This window comes from Streptomyces sp. NPDC002574, from assembly GCF_042889545.1.
Classification (GTDB): domain Bacteria; phylum Actinomycetota; class Actinomycetes; order Streptomycetales; family Streptomycetaceae; genus Actinacidiphila.
Genome location: NZ_JBIARB010000028.1, coordinates 17173 through 40918 on the forward strand (window position 1 = coordinate 17173; position 23746 = coordinate 40918).

The following is a 23746-nucleotide window of genomic DNA, read 5'->3' on the forward strand; positions in this document are numbered from 1 at the left end:
GCTCCCCGTGCCACGCCAAGATTAGCCCGCCATTCCCTTCGGCATGCCGTCCTCCACGGGCTGTGTGGATTCCAGGTGCCCCCAGGTGACGAGGCGGTGGCTGTGACCCCACTCGGGATCGCAGGTGGTCAGGGTCAGATAGCGCCCGGGAACGGTGTATCCGGACTTCACCGGCACGGGATCGACGACCGCGACGTCGGTGGGCACCGTGCGGTAAGGTGCGCGGTCGATCTCGTACGTGTACCAGGTGCGGCCGTCGGTGAGGACGACCTCGTCGCCCTTGCGCAGCCGCGGGAAGTCCTTGAACGGGTCGCCGTAGGTGCGCCGGTGGCCGGCGACGGCGAAGTTGCCCACCCCGCCGAGGCGGGCGGTGTCCGCGTAGTGGCCCAGGCCCCGCTTGAGGGTGTCCGTCCCGGTCCCCTGCAGTACCGGTTTGTGCCAGGCGCGCCCGAGCCGGGGGACGTACATGACGGCGAACGCCTTGCCCTGCGGATACGGCGTCACCTCGGGAGCGGGTCGCGCGGAATCCGGCACCTTGTGCGGGGTGGACGGCCGCACGGTGGCGACCGGTTGCGTCGCCCAGCTGTCCTGGAGCCGGTGGATCTCGCCGTCCATGGCGCTGTCGGCCCGTAAGCCGGTCCAGAAGAGCACGTAGACCACGAAGAGCACCATCAGCGCGCCCACGGTGACGCACAACTCGCTCAGCGTCCGCACCAGCAGGCGCACCGCGATCACCCCACAGGCTTGGCGTAGTGCAGATCCACTGTGCCGGAGTAGCCGGGCAACGTCACCCGCTTGTCGTCCTCGACTTTCCATCCGAGTCCGTAGGCGTTGACGTACTGCAGGTAGTTCTGGATCGCGGGGCTCCGGTCGATCGCCTTATGGAGCTTGCCGGGGTCGCCCACCGCCGTGATCTTGTAGGGCGGTGAGTAGACGCGCCCCTGCAGGATCAGGGTGTTGCCGACGCAGCGCACCGCGCTGGTGGAGATCAGCCGCTGGTCCATGACCTTGATGCCCGAGGCACCGCCCGCCCACAGGGCGTTGACGACGGCCTGCAGGTCCTGCTGGTGGATCACGAGGTCGTTGGGCTGCGGGTCGGGCACACCGGGGATGAGCGGCGTGGCGTCCGGCGGAGCGTCGTTGAGGGTGACCGAGACGGCGCGGCCGCTCAGCTTGCTCGTGCCCGCCTCGGCCGACAGCCGGTCGAGCATGTCGCGGGTGGCGTCGCTGACCCCGCTGTCGGCGTGGGCGAGGGAGTCGACGTCCTTGCGCACCCCGGAGAGCTCGTTGTCGAGGTCCTCGTTCTGCCGGCTCTTCTCCTGGACCCGGTCCGACAGCCGCAGCAGGGGCTCGTCGGTGCGGATGTCCACACCCTTGGCAGTGTCGAAACTCACCCAGAACAGCAGCCCGGCGAGGGCGAAGACAGCCGCGCTGAGCAGGCGAAGCACCACAGACCGGGCAGAACGGTGGGTGGGGGAGGCGTGGATCGGAGTGCTCACCGTAGCCTTATCTCCTTCCAACCCTTGGAAGCACTACGCTAACGGACGCCCGGCGGCTGGTTTCCCCTGCCGCCCGCCAGAACACACCACACGTCACACGCGCGGTCACGCAGCGCATCGACAGGAGAGTCCCTCGTGCCGAAGTCACGGATCCGCAAGAAGGCAGACTTCACCCCGCCGCCGGCGAAGACCGCCGCCATAAAGCTCAGCACCGGCAGGGGCTGGGTCGCGCCGCTGATGCTGGCGCTCTTCCTGGTCGGCCTGGCGTGGATCGTCATCTTCTATGTGACGCAGGGCAGCTGGCCCGTGGAGCAGCTGGGCAACTGGAACATCGCCGTGGGCTTCGGCTTCATCGCGGGTGGCTTCGTCGTCTCCACGCAGTGGAAGTAGTCGATCGCACAGTTATCCACAACCGTCATCCACAGTGTTGAAAAGGTCGCATGATCTGTGGATAACCACTACCGGGTTGACGCCGGTGTGACCGGTGGTCCGATGTACGGGCCACCGGTCTTTCATTGATCTTGCAGGTCAGACACGGTCTGTGCGGGCTCGTGCACGGCTTGCCCACAGGATGCACAGGATGGCTGTCCTTCTCTGTGGATAACGTCAGATCAACAGAGCGGGTTACGGCCTAGCCGGTGATTCTTGAGACGGCCGCCCAGGTGACGACCAGCACCACGAGCAGCATCGCCGCGGCCGTCCCCCACTGCACGAGCGCGCGTCGCTCACGCGGTGCGTAGGCCATCCCGACGGCCACCAGGGCGCCGGTGACCAGCCCGCCGATGTGGGCCTGCCAGCTGATGCCCGCCCACAGGAACGTGAAGGCCAGGTTCAGCGCCAGCAGGATCAGGACCGGGCGCATCTCGTAGCGCAGCCGCCGCATGAAGACCGCCGTCGCGCCGAACAGTCCGAAGATCGCGCCCGACGCACCGAGCGTCGCGCCGTTGGGCGCCGCCAGCAGCAGGACCAGCGCGCCTCCGCCCAGGCCCGACAGCAGGTAGAGGACGAGATAGCGGGTCCGGCCGAGCAGCCCTTCCAGGGGGGCGCCGATCCACCACAGCGACAGCATGTTGAAGCCGATGTGCCACAGCTCCTGGTGCAGGAACATCGAACTGAGCAACCGGTACCACTGGTCCGCGCCCAGGGCGACGCCGAAGCAGCCGGAACGGTCGCAGGCCGCCCCGACCAGCGCCAGGTCGGTCACCACCCGGTCGCCGAGCCGGTCGCCGAGCGCCTGCACGAGCAGGAAGACCGCGAGGTTCAGCCCGATGAGGATCTTGGTCACCAGCCGCGGGTCGCCCGCCACGCTGCCGCCCGCCACCGTGCGCGGTCCGGTGGCCTGCGCCTCCCGGCGCGCGTCGCGCACGCACTCGGGGCAGTGGAAGCCGACCGAGGCGTTGACCATGCACTCCGGGCAGATGGGCCGCTCGCAGCGCGAGCACCGGATGCCGGTCTCCCGGTCCGGGTGCCGGTAGCAGCGGACCGCCTGGTCGGTCATCTCTCAGCCCTTCACCGCGGAATCGCCCCGCACATCAGACGGACGGGCGGGGTGGTTGAGTTCCCGGCAGGCCCTACCGGCGCTCGATGACCACGCTCTCGATGACGACGTCCTCCACCGGGCGGTCGGTGCGCGGGTTGGTCGGGGTCGTCGCGATGGCGTCCACGACCTTCTGGCTGGCCGGGTCCACGACCTCGCCGAAGATGGTGTGCTTGTGGGTCAGCCAGGTCGTGGGGGACACGGTGATGAAGAACTGCGAGCCGTTGGTCGCCGGCCCGGCGTTCGCCATGGCCAGCAGGTACGGCCTGGTGAAGGCCAGCTCGGGGTGGAACTCGTCGCCGAACTGGTAGCCCGGGTCGCCGGTGCCGTTGCCCAGCGGGTCGCCGCCCTGGATCATGAAACCGGAGATGACGCGGTGGAAGACCGTGCCGTCGTAGAGGTGCTCCGTGGAGGGGCGGCCGGTCCGCGGGTCGGTCCACTCGCGGGTGCCCTCGGCGAGCTCGACGAAGTTCTTGACGGTCTTCGGCGCGTGGTCCGGCAGCAGCCGGACGGTGATGTCCCCGTGGTTGGTCCTCAGGGTGGCGTGGAGCTGCTCGGCCACGGGTCTACCTTCCATCAGTCCTCGACGACAGGGACAAATCCTCGCACGTCGGGGCTTCTCCCGCGCCCCGTCGCGGACCGGCCCCGCGGCGGTACCCCGGGCGGACGCCGGCTTGACCCGGATGCCCGTACGCACATGCCGTTCCCGGTCGTCACGGGCATGATTTCAAACCGGGTGGAAAGGCGAAAACGTAACGCCACCGAGGAGGAGGTTCTCGTGACCCGCATCGACAGCGTGCGCGACGCAGCCGGAAGGACGAAGGACAGCGTGCGACACGCCGCGGACGTGGTGGCGCCGTACGCCGACACAGCGAAGGGCAGCGCCGCGCACTACGCGGACGAGGCGCGGCTGTATCTGGCACCCAGGGTGTCGTCGGCCGCCCTGCAGGCCCGTGACGCGGCCCGCCTGCAGTACGACGCCCACCTGGCGTCGCGCGTCGACCAGGCCCTGGCGGCGGTGCCACCGGGAGTGCAGCAGGCCGTCGGCACCGCCGCCCAGCGGACCCGCAGGACGGCCCGGCAGGCGGCGGACTACACCGCCCCGCGCATGGAGCAGGCGGTCAGCACCGTCCGGTCGGTCGCCCAGCCGGCAGCGGAGGAGGCCGCGGTCCGTGCGGCCGCCGCGGTCGCCGTGCTGCGCAGCCATGTCACGGCCGCCGACATCCGCAAACTGGAGCGCCGCAAGGTGCGCCGCGCCCGTACCGGGCGCTTCGCCAGGGGCTTCCTCCTGGTGGGCCTGGTCGCGGGCGGCGGATTCGCGGCCTGGAAGTGGTGGAGCAAGCAGACCAATCCCGACTGGCTGGTGGAGCCCGCGCCCGCCACCGAGGTCGCCGACCGGGCCTCGCTCAACGGCGGGGTCGGCTCCGACGCCGCGTTCGGCAAGGTCGACGGCTCCCCGGTCGACGCCCTCGACCCCGAGGTGCAGGCCAAGCAGGCCGAGGCCGACTCCAAGGACCGGCCCGGCAACGGGGAGACGTATCCCTGAGACAGCCCCGGAGCACGACGTCATGACGCGGGAGGGCGGCGGACCATGCGGTCCGCCGCCCTCCCGCTGTACGTGCCGGCTCACCGCCGCGCGGGCACCGGAAGGTCGGTGACCTCCGGATCCGCCTCGGGGTCGCGGATCTCCGCGGGCACCGCGCGCAGGGCCCAGCGGACGACGACCGCGCCGCAGGCGATGAGCAGCGCGCCGGCCAGCGTCGTGACCTGGATGCTGTGGCAGAACGCGTCCTTGGCGGAGTCCGTCAGCGCGGCCCCCGCCGCGCCCTGGATCCGGGCACCGGTCTCCACCGCCCCGCCGACCGACTCACGCGCGGCCCGTGCCGCGCTGTCGGGCAGCCCGGCGGGCAGGACCAGGGCGTCGCGGTAGACCGATCCGAGGACGGAGCCGAGAACGGCGATTCCCAGTGAGCCGCCCATCTCCATCGCCGTCTCCGAGACGGCGGCGGCCGCGCCGGTGCGGTGCTTGGGGGCGCTCGCCAGGATCGTGTCGTTGGTGACCGAGACGATCAGCATGATGCCCATGCCGTTGGCGACCAGCGGCGCCAGCAACTGTCCGTAGGGCGTGCCCGGGTCGGACAGCTGCCCGAGGACCGCGGTGCTCGCCGCCACCAGGACGAGGCCCAGGGCCACGACCCTGGCCCGCCCGAGACGCGGGATCAGCGCGGTGGCGAGCGGCGCGGCGAAGGCGGCGGCGAGCGGGCCGGGCAGCAGTGCCAGGCCCGCGCTGAACGGCGACCAGCCGCGGACGGTCTGGAAGTACATCGCGAAGGCCAGCGACAGCGTGGACGAGGCGAAGATCATCACCAGGTTGGCGCCGACCGCGCCGCTGAAGGCGGGGTTGCGGAACAGCCGCAGGTCGATCAGCGGTTCCTCGACCCGGACCTGGCGGCGGACGAAGAACAGCAGTGCCGCGACTCCCACCGCCGCCGCGATCCACACCGGCGCGTGGCCCGCGCCGTCCCGGAACCCGGTCTTGATCGCGTAGATGGTGCCCAGCACCCCGACCACCGACAGCGGGACCCCGGGCCAGTCCAGCCGCCCCGGGCGCGGGTTGCGCGACTCGGGCAGCACCAGTGCCCCAGCCACCAGGACGACGGCCATCAGCGGGACGTTGACCAGGAAGACCGAGCCCCACCAGAAGTGGTCCAGCAGCAGCCCGCCGACCACCGGGCCGAGCGCGAAGCTCGCGGCGCCGATACCGCTGCCGATGCCGATCGCGGTGGTGCGTTCCTTGGGGTCGGTGAAGGCGTGGCGCAGCAGGGACAGGGTCGACGGCACCATCATCGCGCCGGCCACGCCCAGCAGGGCCCGCCCGGCGATGAGCAGCCCCGGGCCGGGGGCGTACGCGGTGAGGAACGAGGCGACACCGAAGGCGGCGGCACCGAGGAGCATCAGCCGCTTGCGGCCGAGGCGGTCGCCCAGATTGCCCATGACGACCAGCAGGCTGCCCATGGCGAAGCCGTAGACGTCGGAGATCCACAGGATCTGGGTGCCGCTCGGGTGCATGTCCCTGAGCAGGGACGGGATGGCGTAGTTGAGGACGCTGTTGTCGATGCCGAGGAGCATGGCGCCCAGGCAGCAGATGGCCAGCGCGGCCCACCGGTGGCGGGCGGGGCCGGGGGCCCGCGGGGTCGGAACGGTGCGTGTCGTCGTCATGGGCGCAACGGTGGCCGGGCGCGCTGACCGGCCGCGCACCACGCGCTGACCGGTGGTTACGCGCCGGCGGAGGACCTGGTCAGCGCCCGCAGGGCCCGGTCCGCGGAAAGCCCCGCCCCACGTGCGTACGCCGTCTCGTACCCGGCGGCCCCCAGCGCGGTGCGTACGGCGGCGTCGGTGCGGTCGGACTCGGGGAGCGCGGGCACCGACGGACCGCGCAGGGCGCGGGCGACACCGAGGAGTTCGGCGGCCGCGGCAGGGTCGCCCTCGGCGAGCGAGAGGTCCGCCCGGGCCTCGGCGAGGGCTGCCGCCAGGGGCAGGTTCCGGGCGCCGTGCGCGGGGTCGGCCGCCTCGAGGAAGCAGACACGGGCCTGCTCGGGACGGCCTTCCGCCAGGGCGATCCGGCCCAGCGCGATGAGCGTCTCGGCACGCGCGCCCTCGCCGGTGTACCAGCCGGTCAGACACTCCGACAGAGCCAGTTCGCACAGCCGGCGCGCCTCGGCGAGGTCGCCCTCCAGCCGCGCGCACTGGCCGAGACCGAGGTGGGCACCGGCGAGCATCTCCCGGGCGCCGCTCCTGCGGGCGAGCTCCAGGCAGGCGGTGAAGTCGGCCCGGGCCCGGTCGGCACGGCCGGCACGGACAGCGCTCTTGCCGCGCTCGCCGAGCAGTTCCGCGACGTTCTCCGTGGCACCGATCTCCCGGGCGACGGTCAGTGCCTCGTCCACGAGGCGCGCGGCGCGCGGCAGATCGCCGCGGGCCCCGGAGAGCCAGGCCAGCTGGGTGAGGGCCATGGTGGCGCCCCAGCGGTCGCCGAGTGTGCGGAAGGCCGTGAGCGCGGCGGTGAACTCCACCTCCGCCGCCTCGATGTCGCCCTCCACCATCCACCGCTGGAATCCCGAGCCGATGTGCATGAGCGCGGTCTGCCAGGGCTCCTCGGCCATCGCGGCCAGCTCCCGCTGGTACACCGCGTACGTCTCGGTGTCGGGGACGCCGGAGAAGGGCGCCCACAGCAGATTGAGCACGGGGAAGCGGCGGGGCAGGCCGCCGAGCCGGCGCACGACCTCGCCCACGGAGGCGAAGTGCTCGGCGAGTTCACTCTGGTCGGCGGTGCCGGCGGCGGCCGTCATCACGCACAGCGCGTACTCCTCGTCCAGCCCCTGCGGCGGGCCCGTCCCGGTCGCCCGGAGCAGTTCGACGGCGGGCTGGGCGCCTTCGTAGCGCATGCCGCGGAGCATCCAGTACGTGCACAGGGCGGCGAGCAGCCGCAGGGCGACGGCGGTGTCCCCCGCGCCGACCGCGCCGCGCAGGGCGGAGTGCAGGTTGTCGTGGTCGGCGGCCAGGCGGTCCAGCCAGTCGAGCTGTTCGGCGCGCCGCAGATGGGGGTCCGCGGTCAGCGCCAGGTCGAGGAAGCAGGCGGCGTGCGCACGGCGCAGCCGCTCGGTCTCCCCGGCCTCCGCCGCACGGTCGGCGGCGTAGGCGCGGATGGTCTGCAGCAGCCGGTAGCGGGTCCCCCGGGCGGCGCCGCCCTCGGGACGCCGGACGACCACCAGTGATTTGTCGGCGAGCGAGGCGAGCAGGTCCAGCACGTCGTCGGCGTCGATCCCCGGGGCGCCCGGCACACCCTCCGCCGGTCCGGCGCAGACCGCCTCGGCCGCGGCGAGGGTCCAGCCGCCGGCGAAGACGGACGCCCGGCGCAGGACGGTCCGCTCCTCCTCCGACAGCAGCTCCCAGCTCCAGTCGACGACCCCGCGCAGGGTGCGCTGGCGCGGCTGCGCGGTACGGCTGCCGCGGGACAGCAGCCGGAAGCGGTCCCCGGCGCCGACGGCCCCGGGGAGGGCGTCGAGCCGGTCGGCGATCTCGGCGGCGGAGAGCGAGCGCAGCCGGGCGGCGGCCAGCTCGATGGCGAGCGGCATACCGTCCAGGGCCCGGCAGATACGGGCGGCTGCCCCGGGGTCCGGCAGGCTCTCCGCGGATCCGGCCGCCGCGGCCCGGTCGACGAGCAGCCGGACGGCGGGGGAGGCGAGCACGGCGGCGTCGTCCGCCCCGTCCTCGGGCAGCGGGAGCGGCGCGAGCGGGGACAGCGCCTCCCCGGTGATCCCCAGCGCCTCGCGGCTGGTCGCCAGGACGCGCAGACCGGCACAGGCGGACAGCAGGCCGTGGGTGAGACGCGCCACGTCGTCGATCAGGTGCTCGCAGTTGTCCAGCACCAGCAGCAGGTCGCGATCGGTGAGCGCGGCCGTGAGCCGCGCGAGGGGACCGGGCGCCCCCGCCTCCCGGCCGGCGGAGGACAGCGGGCCCGCCTCGCGCAGCCCCAGCGCCCCGGCGACCGTCTGGGGCACCGCCGTTCCGTGGGTGAGGCCGGACAGGTCGACGAAGCACGCCTCCCCGCCGTACCGGCCCGCCGCCTCGACGGCGAGCCGGGTCTTTCCCGCACCTCCCGGCCCGACCAGGGTGACCAGCCGCGCACCGGCCAGCAGCGACCCGATCCGCTCCAGCTCCTCCTCACGGCCGACGAAGCTGGTGAGCGGGGCCGGCAGCGCGTGCAGCGGAGGCGGTGACCCGACGGGCCGGGCGGTGGCAGATGTTTCACGTGAAACACCCGAAGCGCGGGAAACGGGCACCGTACGGACCACCGGAGCCGGGTCGCCGCGCAGCACCGCCAGATGCGTCCCGGCGAGCTCCGGGCCGGGGTCGGCGCCCAGGTTGTCGGCCAGCTCGCGGCGCGCGTCCTCGTACACCGCCAGCGCCTCGGACTGGCGCCCGCAGCTGTACAGCGCCCGCATCAACTGGGCTCGCAGCCGTTCGCGGAGCGGATAAGCGGCCACCAGTTCGCGCAGTTCGGCCGCCAGCTCGCCGTGCCGGTGGGCGTCGAGTGTGAGGTCCGCGGCGATCCGGTCCTCCAGCGTCGCGACGCGCAGTTCTTCCAGCCGGGTGATCTGCGGCCCGGCGAAGGGCGCGTCGCCCACGTCCGACAGCGCGGACCCCCGCCACAGCCCGAGCGCCTCACGGAGCAGCCCGGCCGCCCGCTCGGTACCGCCGGCGGCCAGTGCCTCGCGGCCCTCGGCGGCGAGCCGCTCGAAGCGGTGGACGTCGACCTCGTCCCGGGGTACCGCGAGCCGGTAGCCGCCCGGGTGGCTCTCCACGGGTGCCCCGATCGCCGAGCGCAGCCGGGAGACCTGCGACTGGAGGGCGTTGCCCACGCCGGCCGGCGGCTCCTCGCCGTACAGGCCGTCGATCAGTCGCTCGGTGCTGACGATCCGCCCGGTCTCCAGCAGCAGCATCGCGAGCAGCGCGCGGCGGCCTGGCCCGCCCGCCGAAGCGGTCTCCCCGTCGGGCCGCAGGGCCCGCGTCTCCCCCAGAATCCCGAACCGCACGCCGCCGATTGTGCCGCACCGTCCGCCCGAACGGATCAGTCCTGCTGGAGGACGGCGAGGATGTTGCCCGCAGGATCGGTGAACCAGGCGATGGGCGGGCCGCCGGTGGCACGGGCGATGCCCTTCTCGTCGTGGTCGATGCCGGGGTAGCGCTCGAAGGTGACGCCGCGCCGGATCAGCTGCTCGACCGCCCCGTCGATGTCCTCGACGGGGAAGTTCAGGACGGTGAACGAGGCCGGGGTGTGGCCCGGCTTCGGGTACACCAGCACCCGGGTGCCGCCCTCGATCCGCAGGGTCAGCAGTCCGTGCTCCTCGCAGACGTCCAGCCCCAGCGTGTCCCCGTAGAACTCCCTGGCCCTCTCGATGTCGTCCACGGCGAAGCCGCTGAACGCCCTCGTTTTTCCGAACATGGCTCCAGCATGCCCAAGCGCCGGGCGGGCCGCCCTCCGAACGGGGCGGAAAGGACGACGGGCCGGCACCTCGATGAGGTTCCGGCCCGGTCGGGGGACTGTGGAGCCTAGGGGAGTCGAACCCCTGACATCCGCCATGCAAAGACGGCGCTCTACCAACTGAGCTAAGGCCCCGTGCCGCAGACCAGCGTACCGGCTGCCGCGACGATCACCGACCGAGTATCCGTGTCCGTAGGATGACGGGCAAGTTCGCGGCCGCAAAGGTCCCCCGTCAGGAGCCCGTATGGACACCTCGCAGCAGGACGCCACCGCTCGCGCCCGGGAGATGCAGCGCACCTGGTACGGCGAGCCGCTCGGGGCGCTCTTCCGGCGGCTGATGGCCGATCTGGGGCTCAACCAGGCCCGTCTGGCAGGGGTCCTGGGGCTCTCGGCGCCGATGCTGTCGCAGCTGATGAGCGGGCAGCGAGCCAAGATCGGCAATCCCTCGGTCGTGCAACGGCTCCAGGCGCTGCGGGAACTCGGCGCGGAGGCCGCCGACGGAATCGTCACCCCCGTGGAGGCGGCCGGACGGATGGAGGAGATCCGCCGGTCCGAAGGATCCTCGGTGCTGGGCACGACACAGAGCTCGTCCGCCGGGCAGCCGCTGCCGCCCGCGCGCCGCGTCGTCCACGAGCTGCGCACGCTGCTGCGCGCGACGGCGCCGGCCGGCGAGATCGCCGAAGCCGCCGACTCCCTCGCCCCGGACCACCCCCAACTGGCAGAGTTCCTCCGTGTGTACGGCGCCGGACCCGCCGAGGACGCGGTGCGGCACTACGAGGCGCACCAGCAGCGGTCACAGGGGGCGGACGCAGGGCATGGGTGAGGTCTTCGCGGGCCGGTACGAGCTGGTCGACCCGGTCGGGCGCGGCGGTGCGGGCACGGTGTGGCGGGCCTGGGACCGGCGGCGCGGCCGCTATGTGGCGGCCAAGGTGCTGCAGCAGAGCGACGCCCACGCGCTGCTGCGCTTCGTCCGCGAGCAGGCGATGCGCATCGACCACCCTCACGTCCTCGCCCCCGCGAGCTGGGCCGCCGACGACGACAAGGTGCTGTTCACCATGGAACTGGTGCGCGGCGGTTCGCTGGCGCACCTCATCGGCGACTACGGCCCGCTGCCCCCGCGCTATGTGTGCGCCCTGCTGGACCAGTTGCTGTCCGGGCTGACCGCGGTGCACGCCGAGGGCGTGGTGCACCGCGACATCAAACCGGCGAACCTCCTGATGGAGGCGACCGGCACCGGCCGCCCGCATCTGCGGCTGTCGGACTTCGGCATCGCGATGCGCAAGGGCGAGCCCCGCCTCACCGCCGCCGACTACGTGGTCGGCACGCCCGGTTACTTCGCACCCGAGCAGATGATGGGCGCCGACCCGGACTTCCCCGCCGACCTGTACGCCGCCGGGCTGGTGGCGCTCTACCTGCTGAGCGGCGCCAAGCCGGACGCCGAGGCGGTCGCCGTCCAGTACGTGCACGGAATGCCGCGGGCGCCCCTCGGCGTCCCCGGGCCGTTGTGGGAGGTCGTCGGGACGCTGCTGCAGCCCGACCCCGAGGCCCGCTTCCGCACCGCGTCCGGCGCCCGCAAGGCGCTGGCCGCCGCCGTGGAACTGCTGCCCGCAGCGGATCCCGGCGAGGAACCGGTGGAGGTCTTCGACCAGATCGGCCCGCTGCCCGAGGGCTTCTCCCCCGACGGCCCGGTGCATCGGGCGCCGGGGGCGCGGGAGTCGGAGCACACCGGGGGCACGGACGACACGGACGACACGGAGGACCCTGCCGACACCGGCAGCTTCCGTCTGCCGCCGCCGTTGCCCTCGGTGCCGGCGGTCCTCGTTACCCCGATGACCCCGTTGGCCCCGTTTCCCCCGACCCCGCCGGCCCCGCCGACGCGGCCCCCCGCCGCCCCGGCACCCACGCGCCCGTACACGGCGGGCGGCGGGGGAGCGGGCACACCGCCGGTTCCCGCGCACCAGCCCGCCGGAGCCGTCAGGACGCGCCGTCCGGGCCCTCCCGCCACGGTGGTCGTGCCCGTGCTACTGGTGGCCGCCCTGTGCTTCGCCTTCGGCATCTGGGCGTTGTCGGCGTCCTCCTGAGGCCGTACCGCACCGCCCGCCGGATCACGCCCCGGTTCGCCGCCGGGCGGACGCCACCCACACCGCCAGCGACAGCAGCAGTACGGTCCCCGCGCCCAGGGAGGCGAACCCGGCCGGCCGCAGGGCCGATTCACCCCCGGAGCTCTCCTCCCCCGGCAGGCCGAGGTCCGCGTCGGGGTCGCCGTCGTACCGCGGAGCGGCCTGCGCATCGCCCTCCAGGCCGATCCTCAGCGTGACGGGAATCGCGCCGCGCACAAAGCCCGCGACATCCCGGTGTACGGTGACCGCCACGTAGTACGGGCCGGCGAAGCGCGCCGCGGAGACCTTGTCTTCGGGCTCCCAGCGGTTGGCGTAGGCGACCCTTCCGGTGGTCGCCGTGACGGAGGTCTGCTTCCCGGAGTACGAGCCGCCGGCCCCGCCGACAAAGCCCCAGCGCGGGTTGTAGAGCTCCACCCGCACGCCCGAGGCCGCGAAGCCGCCCGCCCTCGTCACCTGCGCGTTGGCGAACTCGGCGTCGATCCAGGCCTGTCGCCCCCAGTCCACCGGCACCTCGTAGAAACGGGTCTGCCCTGGCGGCACCTCGTCCCTCCACACGCCCGCGCCGAGTTCCGCCGCTCCGGCGAAGTCGGCGCCGCCCGCCGCCCCGCGCGCGGTGCCGGCCGCGGGCGCGGGGGTCTGCGTGCCCGCGCTCGCGGCGGGCCCCGGTGTGGCGCCGGAGGCGAGCGGCGGCTCGGTCGTGAGGCGTATCCGGAGCGGCCACGGCGCCGGGTCGGAGGTGCCCGCGGACTTGCGGGTCACGGACAGGATGTAGGCGTGCGCCTCCTGGCACGGCTCGTCCGCGCCGATCGTGCGCGTGACCCAGGTGCCCAGCGGCCGGGCGGCGCCGTCGGCGGAGAAGGTGCGGTAGCCGCTGTCGCAGCGGGTGCCGTCGGTGCTCTCCAGGCTCAGGTCGAGACCGTCCCCGAACGCCACCTCGCTGCCCGGCTCGGGGAGCGCGAAGACGGCGAGGTAGGCCGAGTTCTTCGCGTCGAGCCGGACGGCGTAGTGCCGCGCGTCCTCACCCGGGGGCAGGGTGTCCCGGTACAGCACACCGGCCGTCAGCTGAGGCGCATCGGCGGTGCTCGGCTCACCCCGCACCACCTCGCCGCGCGGCTGCCGGCCCGGCGCGGCCGAATCGGCGAAGGCCGCCCCCGCCGGCCCGGCGGGCAGCAGAAACGCGGCCACCACGACCGCCACCATCCTGCGGATCACGTCTGGTCCCTCCGCCGCCGGCTCAGCGCGGCCACCGCCGCGACCCCGACGAGCGCCACAGCGCCGCCCGCACCCGCCGCGATCACGTCGTCCGCGGTCATGAATCCTCCCCCGTGCGCACCGCCGCCCGCGGCACCCGCCGCGATGTGCGTCCCGCCTGCCTGGGACGGCGAACCACCGTCCCGCGCGGCCGCCTTGTACTGCGGACCGGCCAGCTCCGTCCCCGTCACGTCCATGCGCAGGACGACCCCCACCGCCGCGTCGCGGGCGAGGCGCGCCGCACCCGGCCCCAGCGACACGGCGACGTAGTAGTCACCACTGGCGCGGGCGCCCGGCGCCGCGCCTCCGGCGACCCAGCGGTTGGTCCAGGACACCGGCACCGTACCGAGTCCCACCGACACGGGGCGCCCCGTGTAGACACGCCGCTGCGGGACCCCGGAGGCGTCCTCGACGGGCTGCCGGTCCGGCCCGTAGGCCGCGGTCGCCACGAAGGACGGCGCCGTGGGCCCGTCCCCTCCCGGCACGGGCGCATTGGCGAACTCAGCGGCGTACACGAGCCGTTGTCCCCAGCCCACCCGCACCTTGTAGAAGCGGGTCCGCCCGGGCAGCAGCGCGTCCCGCCACACGCCCCTGCGCAGCCGCGGCGCGTCGTTGAAGCCGGTGCCGCCCTCGACGTCCCGGGGCGTCCCGGCCGGCGCCGCGGGCGCCTCCCCGAACCGCGTCGCGGCGGGCGCCGGGGTGGTCCCGGCGGGGAGCGGTGCCTCGGTGCCGTAGCGCAGTTCGACCGGCCAACGTGCCCGGTCCGAGCGGGCGTCGGTGGTGCGGTGCACGGACAGCGCGTAGCGCCCCGCCGTGTCGCAGCCTCCGTGCCCGTCGGCGGACGGGACGCGGCCGACGGCGCCGCTGAGCACCATGGCACCCTCGTCCTGCCCGAAGTGCGCGACGTCCGTTCCGCAGGCCGGGGAGTACGGGCCCGGGGCGCCGAGGCGCAGTTCGATCCCGTCGCCATGGGCGACCTCGGCGCCTGTGCGCGGCGCCGCGGTGACCGCCAGGTCGGCGGTGGCGGCGGCGTCGAGGTCGACCGCGTACCAGCGCGTCTCACCGGGCCCGATGGTGTCGGTGTACTGACCTGGCATCAGGACCGGTGCCGTCCTGGCGCTGCCGCCCCCGCCCACCCGCTTGCCCCGCAGGCGGTACGCGTCCGGGTCCACGTCCGCGGTGAGCGTCGAGGCGCTGGTCAACTGCCGTGCGAGCGCCGCCGGATCGGACGTCTCGTGGTGGGTGCCGTGCCCGACGACGGCACCGCACCCCGCCGCGTGCACGGGCTGCAGCAGGCGGGTGCCGTCGCAGCCGGCGGGCTCTCCCTCGGCCGCCGCCGGGACGGCTCCGGCCGCGAGCAGCGCCACGCCCACGGCGCACACCAGCGGCGCCGTGCGCGGTGCGTACCCGTGCGCCGGCAGCGCCTTTCCTCGTCGCATGTGCCGTTCCCCCTCGCACATCGTCGGCTGCGGTGACGCTATTGATTTGCGAGAGCAAATTCAAGGGGATCCCGTCACGGTCACGCAACGACGAAGCCCCGGCCACATCGTGGCCGGGGCTTCGGGAATCCTTGTGCGACGCGGGCCTTGCCCGCCTCAGACGCTCGCGCCGGAACCGGCGGGAACGGAGTCGGTCGCCTCCGTCCACAGGTCCTGCTCGGCGCGGTCCGCCTGGATCTGGCGGTACACGAGAAGACCGCCGATGGCGGCCAGTGCGACCAGGAGCAACTTCTTCACCGCGCGACCTCGTCCTTCTTGCGTTGGGGGGTCCTCCGACCAGCCCGACTATACACACCGGTCGATATCGAACGGTGATCTGTCTATCCACCCCAACGGTAGTACGTGAGGTGAGGAAACGGTCCGTCCGGATGAAAGCCGAGGCCCGCCCAGCGCGTACCGGGCGGGGCGTCGAACGCGTCGTCTCCCGCCTCACCGGGTCGGTTCCACGTGAAACCGGTTCCGGCAGCGCCCCACCGGCCCCAGCCGTACCTCCCCGCACCTCCCCGCACCCGCCGACGTCAGTGGGGGCCGCGCCTCGGCGGACGCAACAGGGCCCACGCGGCGAGTTCTTGGAACGCCTCCGCGAACCGTCCGGCGAGCCGCTCCACGGTGGAACGCCGCAGCGTGCACAGCCACACGTAAGCGCACAGGGACACGCAGAGGCATCCCCAGCTCTGCGCCCACAGGGCCTGCATCGACGGCTCACGCCCCGCGCAGAGATACAGCGCCCAGGTCACCGCCGTGGCGAGACCCAGCGCGGCCGGCCCGGCCCTGAGCACCTGACCGCGGGCCGCCCACCGGGAGGCAAGGAGGCCTGCGGGAATCTGGAGAACGACGTGGACCATCAGCAGCCACGCCATCAGCCCGGCCGTCTGGCCGTACGTCACCGCGGACACGGCCGGGATCCAGAAGAAGCCGACGGCCAGCACCACGCCGCTCACGTGCATGGCGGCGATGTTCAACCGAACATGCCATGCCCCGCTCCAGTGGCGCTCGCTCCCGCTCGCAGGCACCACGCCCCCCGGGGCGCATGCGCCGCCCCGCCGTTGCTGCCGAGCAATGTACATACGCGGCCGCCGGCAGAGAGCCGTGAGGCGCGTCACGGTCCGCCGCGCCCCGGCCGATATCACCCGGGAATGCCGAAGGACCCCGGGGAATTTCCCGGGGCCCTTCACGCTGGTGGGGCTAACAGGACTTGAACCTGTGGCCTCTTCCTTATCAGGGAAGCGCTCTAACCGTCTGAGCTATAGCCCCGCGCTGCGTCGCGTTGAAAGATTAGCGCACGCGGGGCCATGTCCCAAAATCGGTTACTCGTCCTCCGCCAGGGTCAGCTCGACGCCGCCGACCATGCCCGCCGACATGTTGTAGATGAAGGCGCCGAGCGTGGCCAGGGCGGTGGCCAGCACCACGTCGATGACGGCGATGACCGACGTGAAGGTCAGCACCCGCGAGAGCGACAGGAAGGACACCAGGTCGAAGCCGCCGTCCGAGCCGGACGAGGTGGCCTCGCTGAGGGTGCCGCCGACCGTGCTGAAGACGCCGATGGTGTCGAGCACCATCCACAGGACGGCGACCGCCACGATCGTGCAGACACCCAGGGCGATGGAGAGCAGGAAGCTGACCTTCATCACCGACCACGGGTCGGCCTTGGCCACCCGCAGCCGGGCCTTGCGGGTCCGCGGGACCTGCCGGGCCGCCGGACGGGGCTGGCGGACGCCTGCGGTGGCCGGGGGCCCCGCCGGGGGCGCGTACGCCTGCGGCGGCTGGTGCGGGCCCTGGGGGGCCTGCTGGGGCTGCTCGGGGGCGCCGGGCACGGCCCCGTAGGTCTGCGTCTGCTGTCGCACCGCGTGCTGGTGGTGCGGCGGACGGGTGTCAGTCACGGTGGTTCCCCCCTGATGCGGGCCGCTGTCCGTACGTGAGCCAGGGGCACCACCGATCGCGTCCGGAGCCGCAGCCGGCATCGGCTGCGCCCCTTCCGCGCCCGTCCCACCCGCGGCGCCCTCGGCTCCACTCACGGCTACTTACTCCTCCGACTCGGCGGCCGCGGGCTGCTCGCCCTCGGCCTCTTCGGCGGCGACGACCTCTTCGGCCTCCGCCCCCGCCTCGGCATTGCGTGCGACGCCCACAACGGCATCCCTCTTACCGAGGTTGATCAGTTGGACGCCCATGGTGTCACGCCCGGTCTCGCGGATCTCGTTGACGCGGGTGCGGATCACTCCGCCGCCGAGTGTGATGGCCAGGATCTCATCCGTTTCCTCGACCACCAGCGCCCCGACCAGTGAACCCCGGTCCTCGACGATCTTCGCCGCCTTGATGCCGAGTCCGCCGCGGCCCTGGACGCGGTACTCGTCCACACTGGTCCGCTTGGCGTACCCGCCATCGGTGGCGGTGAAGACGAACGTACCCGGTCGGACGACATTCATCGAGAGCAGTTCGTCCCCTTCGCGGAAGCTCATGCCCTTGACGCCCGATGTCGCCCGGCCCATCGGCCGCAGCGCGTCGTCCGTCGCCGTGAAGCGGATGGACTGCGCCTTGCGGCTCACCAGGAGCAGATCGTCGGCCGGGCCGACCAGTTCCGCACCGATCAGCAGGTCCTCGCCGCCGTCCTCGGTCTCGCGCAGATTGATCGCGATGACACCGCCCGCACGGGGCGAGTCGTAGTCCTTGAGCGAGGTCTTCTTCACCAGGCCCGAACGGGTGGCGAGCACCAGGTAGGGCGCCGCGTTGTAGTCGCGGATGGCCAGCACCTGGGCGATCTGCTCGTCCGGCTGGAAGGCCAGCAGGTTGGCCACGTGCTGCCCGCGGGCGTCGCGGCCGGCGTCCGGCAGCTCGTAGGCCTTGGCGCGGTAGACCCGGCCCTTGTTGGTGAAGAACAGCAGCCAGTGGTGCGTGGTGGTGACGAAGAAGTGGTCGACGATGTCGTCTTCCTTCAGCTTCGTACCGCGCACGCCCTTGCCGCCGCGCTTCTGGGAGCGGTAGTCGTCCGTCTTGGTGCGCTTGACGTAACCGCCGCGGGAGATCGTGATGACGATGTCCTCCTCGGCGATCAGGTCCTCGATGGACATGTCGCCGTCGAAGGGCACCAGTGCCGAGCGCCGGTCGTCGCCGAACTTCTCGACGATCGCCGTCAGCTCCGTGCTGATGATGCCGCGCTGCATCTCGGGCGAGGCCAGGATGCGGTTGTACTCGTTGATCTTCGCCTGGAGCTCGTCGTGCTCCTGGACGATCTTCTGCCGCTCCAGGGCCGCCAGGCGGCGGAGCTGCATCTCCAGGATCGCGTTGGCCTGGATCTCGTCGATCTCCAGCAGGCCCATCAGGCCTTCGCGCGCGACGTCGACCGTCGCGCTGCGCCGGATCAGGGCGATGACCTCGTCGATCGCGTCCAGGGCCTTGAGCAGACCGCGCAGGATGTGGGCGCGCTCCTCGGCCTTGCGCAGCCGGAAGCGGGTCCGGCGGACGATGACCTCGATCTGGTGGGTCACCCACTGCTTGATGAACTGGTCGAGCGAGAGCGTGCGCGGCACGCCGTCGACCAGCGCCAGCATGTTGGCGCCGAAGTTCGTCTGCAGGTCCGTGTGCTTGTAGAGGTTGTTCAGCACGACCTTGGCGACGGCGTCGCGCTTGAGCACGATCACCAGGCGCTGGCCGGTGCGCGACGAGGTCTCGTCGCGGACGTCGGCGATGCCGCCGACGCGGCCGTCCTTCACCAGGTCGGCGATCTTCTGGGCCAGGTTGTCCGGGTTCACCTGGTACGGCAGCTCGGTGACGACCAGGCACTGCCGGCCCTGGATCTCCTCGACCTCGACGACCGCGCGCATCGTGATGGAGCCGCGGCCGGTGCGGTAGGCCTCCTCGATGCCCCTGCGGCCCACCACCAGGGCGCCGGTCGGGAAGTCGGGGCCCTTGATGCGCTCGATGAGGGCTTCCAGCAGCTCCTCGCTCGACGCGTCGGGGTTGGCCAGGCACCACTGGGCGCCCTCGGCGACCTCGCGCAGGTTGTGCGGCGGGATGTTGGTCGCCATGCCGACCGCGATACCGGCGGAGCCGTTGATCAGCAGGTTCGGGAAGCGCGACGGCAGGACCGTCGGCTCCTGGTTGCGGCCGTCGTAGTTGTCCTGGAAGTCGACGGTCTCCTCGTCGATGTCCCGGACCATCTCCATGGACAGCGGCGCCATCTTGCACTCGGTGTACCGCATGGCGGCCGCCGGGTCGTTGCCCGGGGAACCGAAGTTGCCGTTGCTGTCGACCAGCGGCATGCGCATCGACCACGGCTGCGCGAGACGGACCAGCGCGTCGTAGATCGAGGAGTCGCCGTGCGGGTGGTACGTGCCCATGACGTCGCCGACGACGCGGGCGCACTTGTAGAAGCCGCGCTCGGGGCGGTAACCGCCGTCGTACATCGCGTACAGCACGCGGCGGTGGACCGGCTTGAGTCCGTCACGGACGTCCGGCAGCGCGCGGGAGACGATGACGGACATCGCGTAGTCGAGGTAACTGCGCTGCATCTCCGTCTCGAGCCCCACGGGCTCGATCCGCATGATGCCCGTCGCGGCGGCGCCCTCGGGGCCCTCGGGCGTGACGGGAGTGTTGTCGTCGGCCATTGCTGGTCAAAGTCCTTTCGAGCTGCGGCTGATGGGGGCCGACTCAGATGTCGAGGAAGCGGACATCCTTGGCGTTGCGCTGGATGAAGGAGCGCCGGGCCTCGACGTCCTCGCCCATCAGCACCGAGAAGAGGTCGTCGGCGAGGGCCGCGTCGTCCAGGGTGACCTGGCCCAGCACCCGGTGGTCGACGTCCATGGTGGTGACCCGCAGCTCCTCGGCGTTCATCTCACCGAGGCCCTTGAAGCGCTGGATCGAGTCCTCGCGCACGCGCTTGCCGTTCTGCCGCCCCAGCTCGATCAGGGCGTCGCGCTCGGAGTCGGAGTACGCGTACTCGAAGTCGTCCCGGCCCCACTTGATCTTGTAGAGCGGGGGACGGGAGAGGTACACGTGACCGGCCTCGACCAGCGGACGCATGAAGCGGAACAGGAAGGTCAGCAGCAGGGTGTTGATGTGCTGGCCGTCGACGTCGGCGTCCGCCATCAGAATGATCTTGTGATACCGCAGCCGGGAGATGTCGAAGTCCTCGTGCACACCGGTGCCGAAGGCCGAGATCAGCGCCTGGATCTCCGTGTTCTGCAGGATCTTGTCGATCCGCGACTTCTCCACGTTGAGGATCTTGCCGCGGATCGGGAGGATCGCCTGGTACTGCGGGTTGCGGCCGGATTTGGCCGAACCGCCGGCGGAGTCACCCTCGACGATGAAGATCTCGCACTTGCTGGGGTCGTTGGACTGGCAGTCGCTCAGCTTGCCCGGCAGGGACGCCGTCTCCAGCAGCCCCTTGCGGCGCGTCAGGTCGCGTGCCTTGCGGGCGGCGACGCGGGCGGTGGCCGCCTGGATCGACTTGCGGATGATGTCCGCGGCCTCGTTGGGGTTGCGGTCCAGCCAGTCCGTCAGGTGCTCGTGCACGACCTTCTGGACGAAGGTCTTCGCCTCGGTGTTGCCCAGCTTGGTCTTGGTCTGGCCCTCGAACTGCGGCTCGCCGAGCTTGATCGAGATGATCGCCGTCAGACCCTCGCGGATGTCCTCGCCCGTGAGGTTGTCGTCCTTCTCGCGGAGGAACTTCTTCTCGCGCGCGTACTTGTTGACCAGCGTGGTCAACGCGGCGCGGAAGCCCTCCTCATGAGTGCCGCCCTCATGGGTGTGGATGGTGTTCGCGAAGCTGTAGACACCCTCGCTGTACTGGGTGTTCCACTGCATCGCGACCTCGAGCGAGAGCAGGCGCCCCTTGTCCTCCGCCTCGATGTCGATCACCGAGGGGTGGACCGTCTCGCCCTTGCGCGAGTTGAGGTACTTCACGAAGTCGACGATGCCGCCCTCGTAGTGGTACGAGACCGTGCGGGGCTGGCCCTCGTTCTCGATGTCCGCGTGCTCGGGGCGCTCGTCGGTCAGCGAGATCGTCAGGCCCTTGTTGAGGAAGGCCATCTCCTGGAAACGCCGCGACAGCGTCTCGAAGGAGTACTCGGTGGTCTCGAAGATGTCGCCGTCGGCCCAGAAGGTCACGCTCGTACCGGTCTCGGAGACCGGCTCGTTCTTCTGCAGCGGAGCGGTGGGGACACCGAGCTTGTAGTCCTGGGTCCAGCGGAAGCCCTCACGCTTGACCTCGACCGAGACCCGGTTCGACAGGGCGTTCACCACGGAGACGCCGACGCCGTGCAGACCGCCGGAGACGGCGTAGCCGCCGCCGCCGAACTTGCCGCCCGCGTGCAGCACGGTGAGCACGACCTCGACGGCCGGCTTGCCCTCCGACGGCACGATGTCCACCGGGATGCCGCGGCCGTTGTCGATCACGCGCACGCCGCCGTCGGCGAGGATCGTGACCAGGATGGTGTCCGCGTGACCGGCCAGCGCCTCATCGACGGAGTTGTCGACGACCTCGTACACCAGGTGGTGCAGGCCGCGCTCGCCCGTCGAGCCGATGTACATGCCCGGGCGCTTGCGAACCGCGTCCAGGCCCTCGAGGACGGTGATCGCGCTGGCGTCGTACGCGCCCCCGTGCGGGGGCGCGGCGGAGCCGTCGGCTGCGGACGTATTGATCTCGTTGGGGTTGCCGGAATCGGCCACGAAGCGCCCTTTCTGGCACAGCACGAGCCGGAGCCCGCGGAGCGGGTTCGGCTGCATCACTTCGACATCGATCGACGGGTCCCGCTGGGATCCCCCAGTGCCGGAGGCCAGGGGCGGGCGTCTTGCCACCAGTCTACCGGTAGCGCCGACATAGATGGGGCTTTGGCGGTACCTGAGTTCCCGTGTACCCGACGGAAGTGCCTCCTGCCGACTCCCTACACGCGCACCGGGTCTCAAAACCGCTCACGCGGGCGCACAGGGCTTCGACCTGATTACGCACAGCAGGTTTGCGGCCTATCCGTACGTATCGCCCGGCCCACGGCTCCCGGGAGCCCTCAGACGACCGTAGGAACGCACCGGTCCCCCCGGTCCCAGGACTTTGATCAGCTTGACCGTGCCGTGACCGAGATCGGCATTGAGCCTGGCCACCAGGGTCGGGGCGAGCAGCCGCAGCTGGGTCGCCCAGGCCGTGGAGTCGCACTGGACGGTGAGGACCCGCTCCTCCTCGTCGTACCGCTGCGGCTGGCAGTGCAGCGCCACGTCGTCACCGACCAATTGCGGCCAGCGGCCCATCACCCCGCCGACGGCGGCGGGAGCCTCCCAGCCGCGCTCGGTGATCAGGCGGCTGATCGCCGCGCCGAGCGGCAGCGGATCGCGGCCGTCGGCCCGGGCACCACTGCGCAGCCCGCCGCGGCGGGCCTGCTTCTTCTGCTGGGCCGCGGCGCCCTTGGCCCGCGCCTGCTCCTTGGCCGCGCGCAGGGCCACCCGCGCCAGGTCGACGCCGGACAGCGGTTTGTCCTGCGCGGGAGGTTGTGCCTGCTGCTCGCTCATACCCGCTCCACGCCGCCGCTCTCCACCGCGTAACGGGCGCCGACCAGCACGCCCGGCACGTCGTCGTCCACGGCCGCCGTCACGAGCACCTGCTCGCCGGGGGCCACCAGTTCCGCCAGGCGATCGCGGCGCCGGGCGTCCAGCTCGGCGAAGACGTCGTCGAGCACCAGCACCGGCTCACCTCCGTCGGCGCACAGCAGGTCGTACGAGGCCAGCCGCAGGGCCAGGGCGTACGACCAGGACTCCCCGTGGCTCGCGTACCCCTTGGCGGGAAGCCGGCCCAGGTTGAGGGACAGGTCGTCGCGGTGCGGGCCGACGAGGGTGACCCCGCGCTCGATCTCCTGCTTGCGGACCTCCCCGAGTGCCTCCAGCAGCAGCCCGTACAGCTCCTCGCGGCCGGACGCCCCGGCGATGCGCTCGCCGACCGAGCTGCGGTACTCCAGTGCGACCGGCCCGCCGCCCGGTGCCAGCTGCTCGTACGCCTTGTCGGCCAGCGGCTGCAGCGCGTGCGTCAGGTCCAGGCGCTGGGCCAGCAGCTCGGCGCCGGCCCGGGCCAGGTGCTGGTCCCACACGTCGAGGGTGGACAGGTCGGCGCCGCGGCCGCCGTGCCGGCGGGCCATGGCCGCCGACTTGAGCAGGGTGTTGCGCTGCTTGAGCACGCGTTCGTAGTCACTGCGCACGCCCGCCATCCGGGGCGCGCGGGCGGTCAGCAGCTCGTCGAGGAAACGCCGGCGCTCCCCGGGATCACCCTTGACCAGGGCCAGGTCCTCGGGGGCGAACAGCACGGTCCTGACGATGCCCAGCAGATCGCGTGGGCGGACCTGGGAGGAGCGGTTGAGCCGGGCGCGGTTGGCACGACCCGGGTTGATCTCCAGCTCCACCAGTTGCTGGCGCTCACCCTGGACCACGGCAGCCCGCACGATCGCGCGGTCCGCGCCCATGCGCACCAGCGGCGCGTCACTGGCGACCCGGTGGCTGGCGAGGGTGGCCAGATAGCCGACCGCCTCGACCAGATTGGTCTTGCCCTGGCCGTTGGGCCCGACGAAAGCGGTGACGCCCGGGTCGAGCGGGACCTCGACCCGGGCGTAGGAGCGGAAGTCGGCGAGCGACAGATGCGCGACGTGCATGGCTGTGCGACGCCTCCTTCCCTCGTGGGCGCGGTGGGCACCCGGTGGACATGGCTGCTTGCGCGGCTACTTCTTGGTCTCCACGGCGTGGCCGCCGAACTGGTTGCGCAGCGCGGCGATCATCTTCATCTGCGGGGAGTCGTCCTGGCGGGAGGCGAAGCGCGCGAAGAGCGACGC

20 protein-coding genes, 2 tRNA genes and 1 pseudogene are annotated in these 23746 nt (G+C 72.2%); 4 read left to right on the plus strand and 19 right to left on the minus strand.

The window, feature by feature from the left end:
• Window positions 1-21: 21 nt before the first annotated feature.
• Window positions 22-732, minus strand: coding sequence for a class E sortase (locus ACFYXS_RS39110; protein ID WP_389256592.1), 711 nt, complete (start codon window positions 730-732; stop codon window positions 22-24).
• Window positions 732-1499, minus strand: a complete 768-nt coding sequence (locus ACFYXS_RS39115) for a DUF881 domain-containing protein (protein WP_389256575.1) — start codon at window positions 1497-1499, stop codon at window positions 732-734. The genes ACFYXS_RS39110 and ACFYXS_RS39115 overlap by 1 nt, the downstream gene beginning before the upstream one ends.
• Window positions 1500-1634: 135 nt before the next feature.
• Here ACFYXS_RS39115 and crgA point away from each other — a divergent pair, with 135 nt between their 5' ends.
• Window positions 1635-1889: a cell division protein CrgA gene (crgA, locus tag ACFYXS_RS39120; RefSeq protein WP_319663327.1), complete on the plus strand. Its 255-nt coding sequence runs from the start codon at window positions 1635-1637 to the stop codon at window positions 1887-1889.
• 241 nt (window positions 1890-2130) lie between these two features.
• Here the strand turns inward: crgA and ACFYXS_RS39125 are convergent, their stop codons facing one another.
• Window positions 2131-2997 (minus strand): rhomboid family intramembrane serine protease, encoded by an 867-nt coding sequence (locus tag ACFYXS_RS39125; RefSeq protein ID WP_389256576.1) that lies wholly within the window; start codon window positions 2995-2997, stop codon window positions 2131-2133.
• A 73-nt stretch (window positions 2998-3070) separates the two neighbouring features.
• Complete coding sequence (locus ACFYXS_RS39130; RefSeq protein WP_389256577.1) at window positions 3071-3598, minus strand: peptidylprolyl isomerase; 528 nt, start codon at window positions 3596-3598, stop codon at window positions 3071-3073.
• A gap of 216 nt (window positions 3599-3814) precedes the next feature.
• On the opposite strand from ACFYXS_RS39130, the gene ACFYXS_RS39135 reads away from it, so the two are divergent.
• The gene (locus ACFYXS_RS39135) at window positions 3815-4582 is read left to right on the plus strand and encodes a DUF5324 family protein (protein ID WP_389256578.1); all 768 of its coding nucleotides are present in this window, start codon (window positions 3815-3817) and stop codon (window positions 4580-4582) included.
• Window positions 4583-4662: 80 nt separating this feature from the next.
• Here the strand turns inward: ACFYXS_RS39135 and ACFYXS_RS39140 are convergent, their stop codons facing one another.
• From ACFYXS_RS39140 to ACFYXS_RS39155, 4 genes are all read right to left on the minus strand, one after another.
• Entirely contained in the window at window positions 4663-6255 is a 1593-nt protein-coding gene (locus tag ACFYXS_RS39140) for an MFS transporter (RefSeq protein ID WP_389256579.1), read from the minus strand.
• Between the two features lie 56 nt (window positions 6256-6311).
• The gene (locus tag ACFYXS_RS39145) at window positions 6312-9629 is read right to left on the minus strand and encodes a BTAD domain-containing putative transcriptional regulator (RefSeq protein WP_389256580.1); all 3318 of its coding nucleotides are present in this window, start codon (window positions 9627-9629) and stop codon (window positions 6312-6314) included.
• 35 nt (window positions 9630-9664) lie between these two features.
• A complete protein-coding gene (locus ACFYXS_RS39150) occupies window positions 9665-10039 on the minus strand; it encodes a VOC family protein (RefSeq protein ID WP_389256581.1) in 375 nt (124 codons plus the stop codon).
• Window positions 10040-10140: 101 nt separating this feature from the next.
• Window positions 10141-10213, minus strand: a tRNA-Ala gene (locus ACFYXS_RS39155).
• 109 nt (window positions 10214-10322) lie between these two features.
• Between ACFYXS_RS39155 and ACFYXS_RS39160 the strand changes: the two genes are divergently transcribed.
• The gene (locus tag ACFYXS_RS39160; protein WP_389256582.1) at window positions 10323-10901 is read left to right on the plus strand and encodes a helix-turn-helix domain-containing protein; all 579 of its coding nucleotides are present in this window, start codon (window positions 10323-10325) and stop codon (window positions 10899-10901) included.
• Window positions 10894-12159, plus strand: coding sequence for a serine/threonine-protein kinase (locus ACFYXS_RS39165; protein WP_389256583.1), 1266 nt, complete (start codon window positions 10894-10896; stop codon window positions 12157-12159). Before ACFYXS_RS39160 ends, ACFYXS_RS39165 begins: the two co-directional genes overlap by 8 nt.
• 24 nt (window positions 12160-12183) lie before the next feature.
• On the opposite strand, the gene ACFYXS_RS39170 is transcribed toward ACFYXS_RS39165, so the two are convergent.
• From ACFYXS_RS39170 to ACFYXS_RS39220, 11 genes and pseudogenes are all read right to left on the minus strand, one after another.
• Window positions 12184-13410 (minus strand): hypothetical protein, encoded by a 1227-nt coding sequence (locus ACFYXS_RS39170; protein WP_389256584.1) that lies wholly within the window; start codon window positions 13408-13410, stop codon window positions 12184-12186.
• Window positions 13407-14888 carry a hypothetical protein gene (locus ACFYXS_RS39175; RefSeq protein WP_389256585.1) on the minus strand — a complete coding sequence of 494 codons (1482 nt, stop codon included), beginning with the start codon at window positions 14886-14888 and terminating at the stop codon, window positions 13407-13409. Before ACFYXS_RS39175 ends, ACFYXS_RS39170 begins: the two co-directional genes overlap by 4 nt.
• 156 nt (window positions 14889-15044) lie before the next feature.
• Complete coding sequence (locus ACFYXS_RS39180; protein WP_319132034.1) at window positions 15045-15185, minus strand: DLW-39 family protein; 141 nt, start codon at window positions 15183-15185, stop codon at window positions 15045-15047.
• 281 nt (window positions 15186-15466) lie between these two features.
• Window positions 15467-15895: a hypothetical protein gene (locus ACFYXS_RS39185; protein WP_389256586.1), complete on the minus strand. Its 429-nt coding sequence runs from the start codon at window positions 15893-15895 to the stop codon at window positions 15467-15469.
• Between the two features lie 230 nt (window positions 15896-16125).
• Window positions 16126-16202 (minus strand) — tRNA-Ile (locus ACFYXS_RS39190).
• 53 nt (window positions 16203-16255) lie between these two features.
• Window positions 16256-16963, minus strand: a complete 708-nt coding sequence (locus tag ACFYXS_RS39195) for a DUF3566 domain-containing protein (RefSeq protein ID WP_389256587.1) — start codon at window positions 16961-16963, stop codon at window positions 16256-16258.
• A gap of 6 nt (window positions 16964-16969) precedes the next feature.
• Window positions 16970-19549, minus strand: coding sequence for a DNA gyrase subunit A (gene gyrA, locus ACFYXS_RS39200; protein WP_389256588.1), 2580 nt, complete (start codon window positions 19547-19549; stop codon window positions 16970-16972).
• A 43-nt stretch (window positions 19550-19592) separates the two neighbouring features.
• A complete protein-coding gene (gyrB, locus tag ACFYXS_RS39205) occupies window positions 19593-21635 on the minus strand; it encodes a DNA topoisomerase (ATP-hydrolyzing) subunit B (RefSeq protein WP_389256589.1) in 2043 nt (680 codons plus the stop codon).
• A gap of 270 nt (window positions 21636-21905) precedes the next feature.
• On the minus strand, window positions 21906-22442 hold the full coding sequence (locus ACFYXS_RS39210; RefSeq protein ID WP_319663344.1) for a DciA family protein: 537 nt from the start codon (window positions 22440-22442) through the stop codon (window positions 21906-21908).
• Window positions 22439-23569, minus strand: a complete 1131-nt coding sequence (gene recF / locus ACFYXS_RS39215) for a DNA replication/repair protein RecF (protein ID WP_389256590.1) — start codon at window positions 23567-23569, stop codon at window positions 22439-22441. Before recF ends, ACFYXS_RS39210 begins: the two co-directional genes overlap by 4 nt.
• A 66-nt stretch (window positions 23570-23635) precedes the next feature.
• Window positions 23636-23746 (minus strand): annotated as a pseudogene (locus ACFYXS_RS39220) (6-phosphogluconate dehydrogenase); the annotation flags it as partial.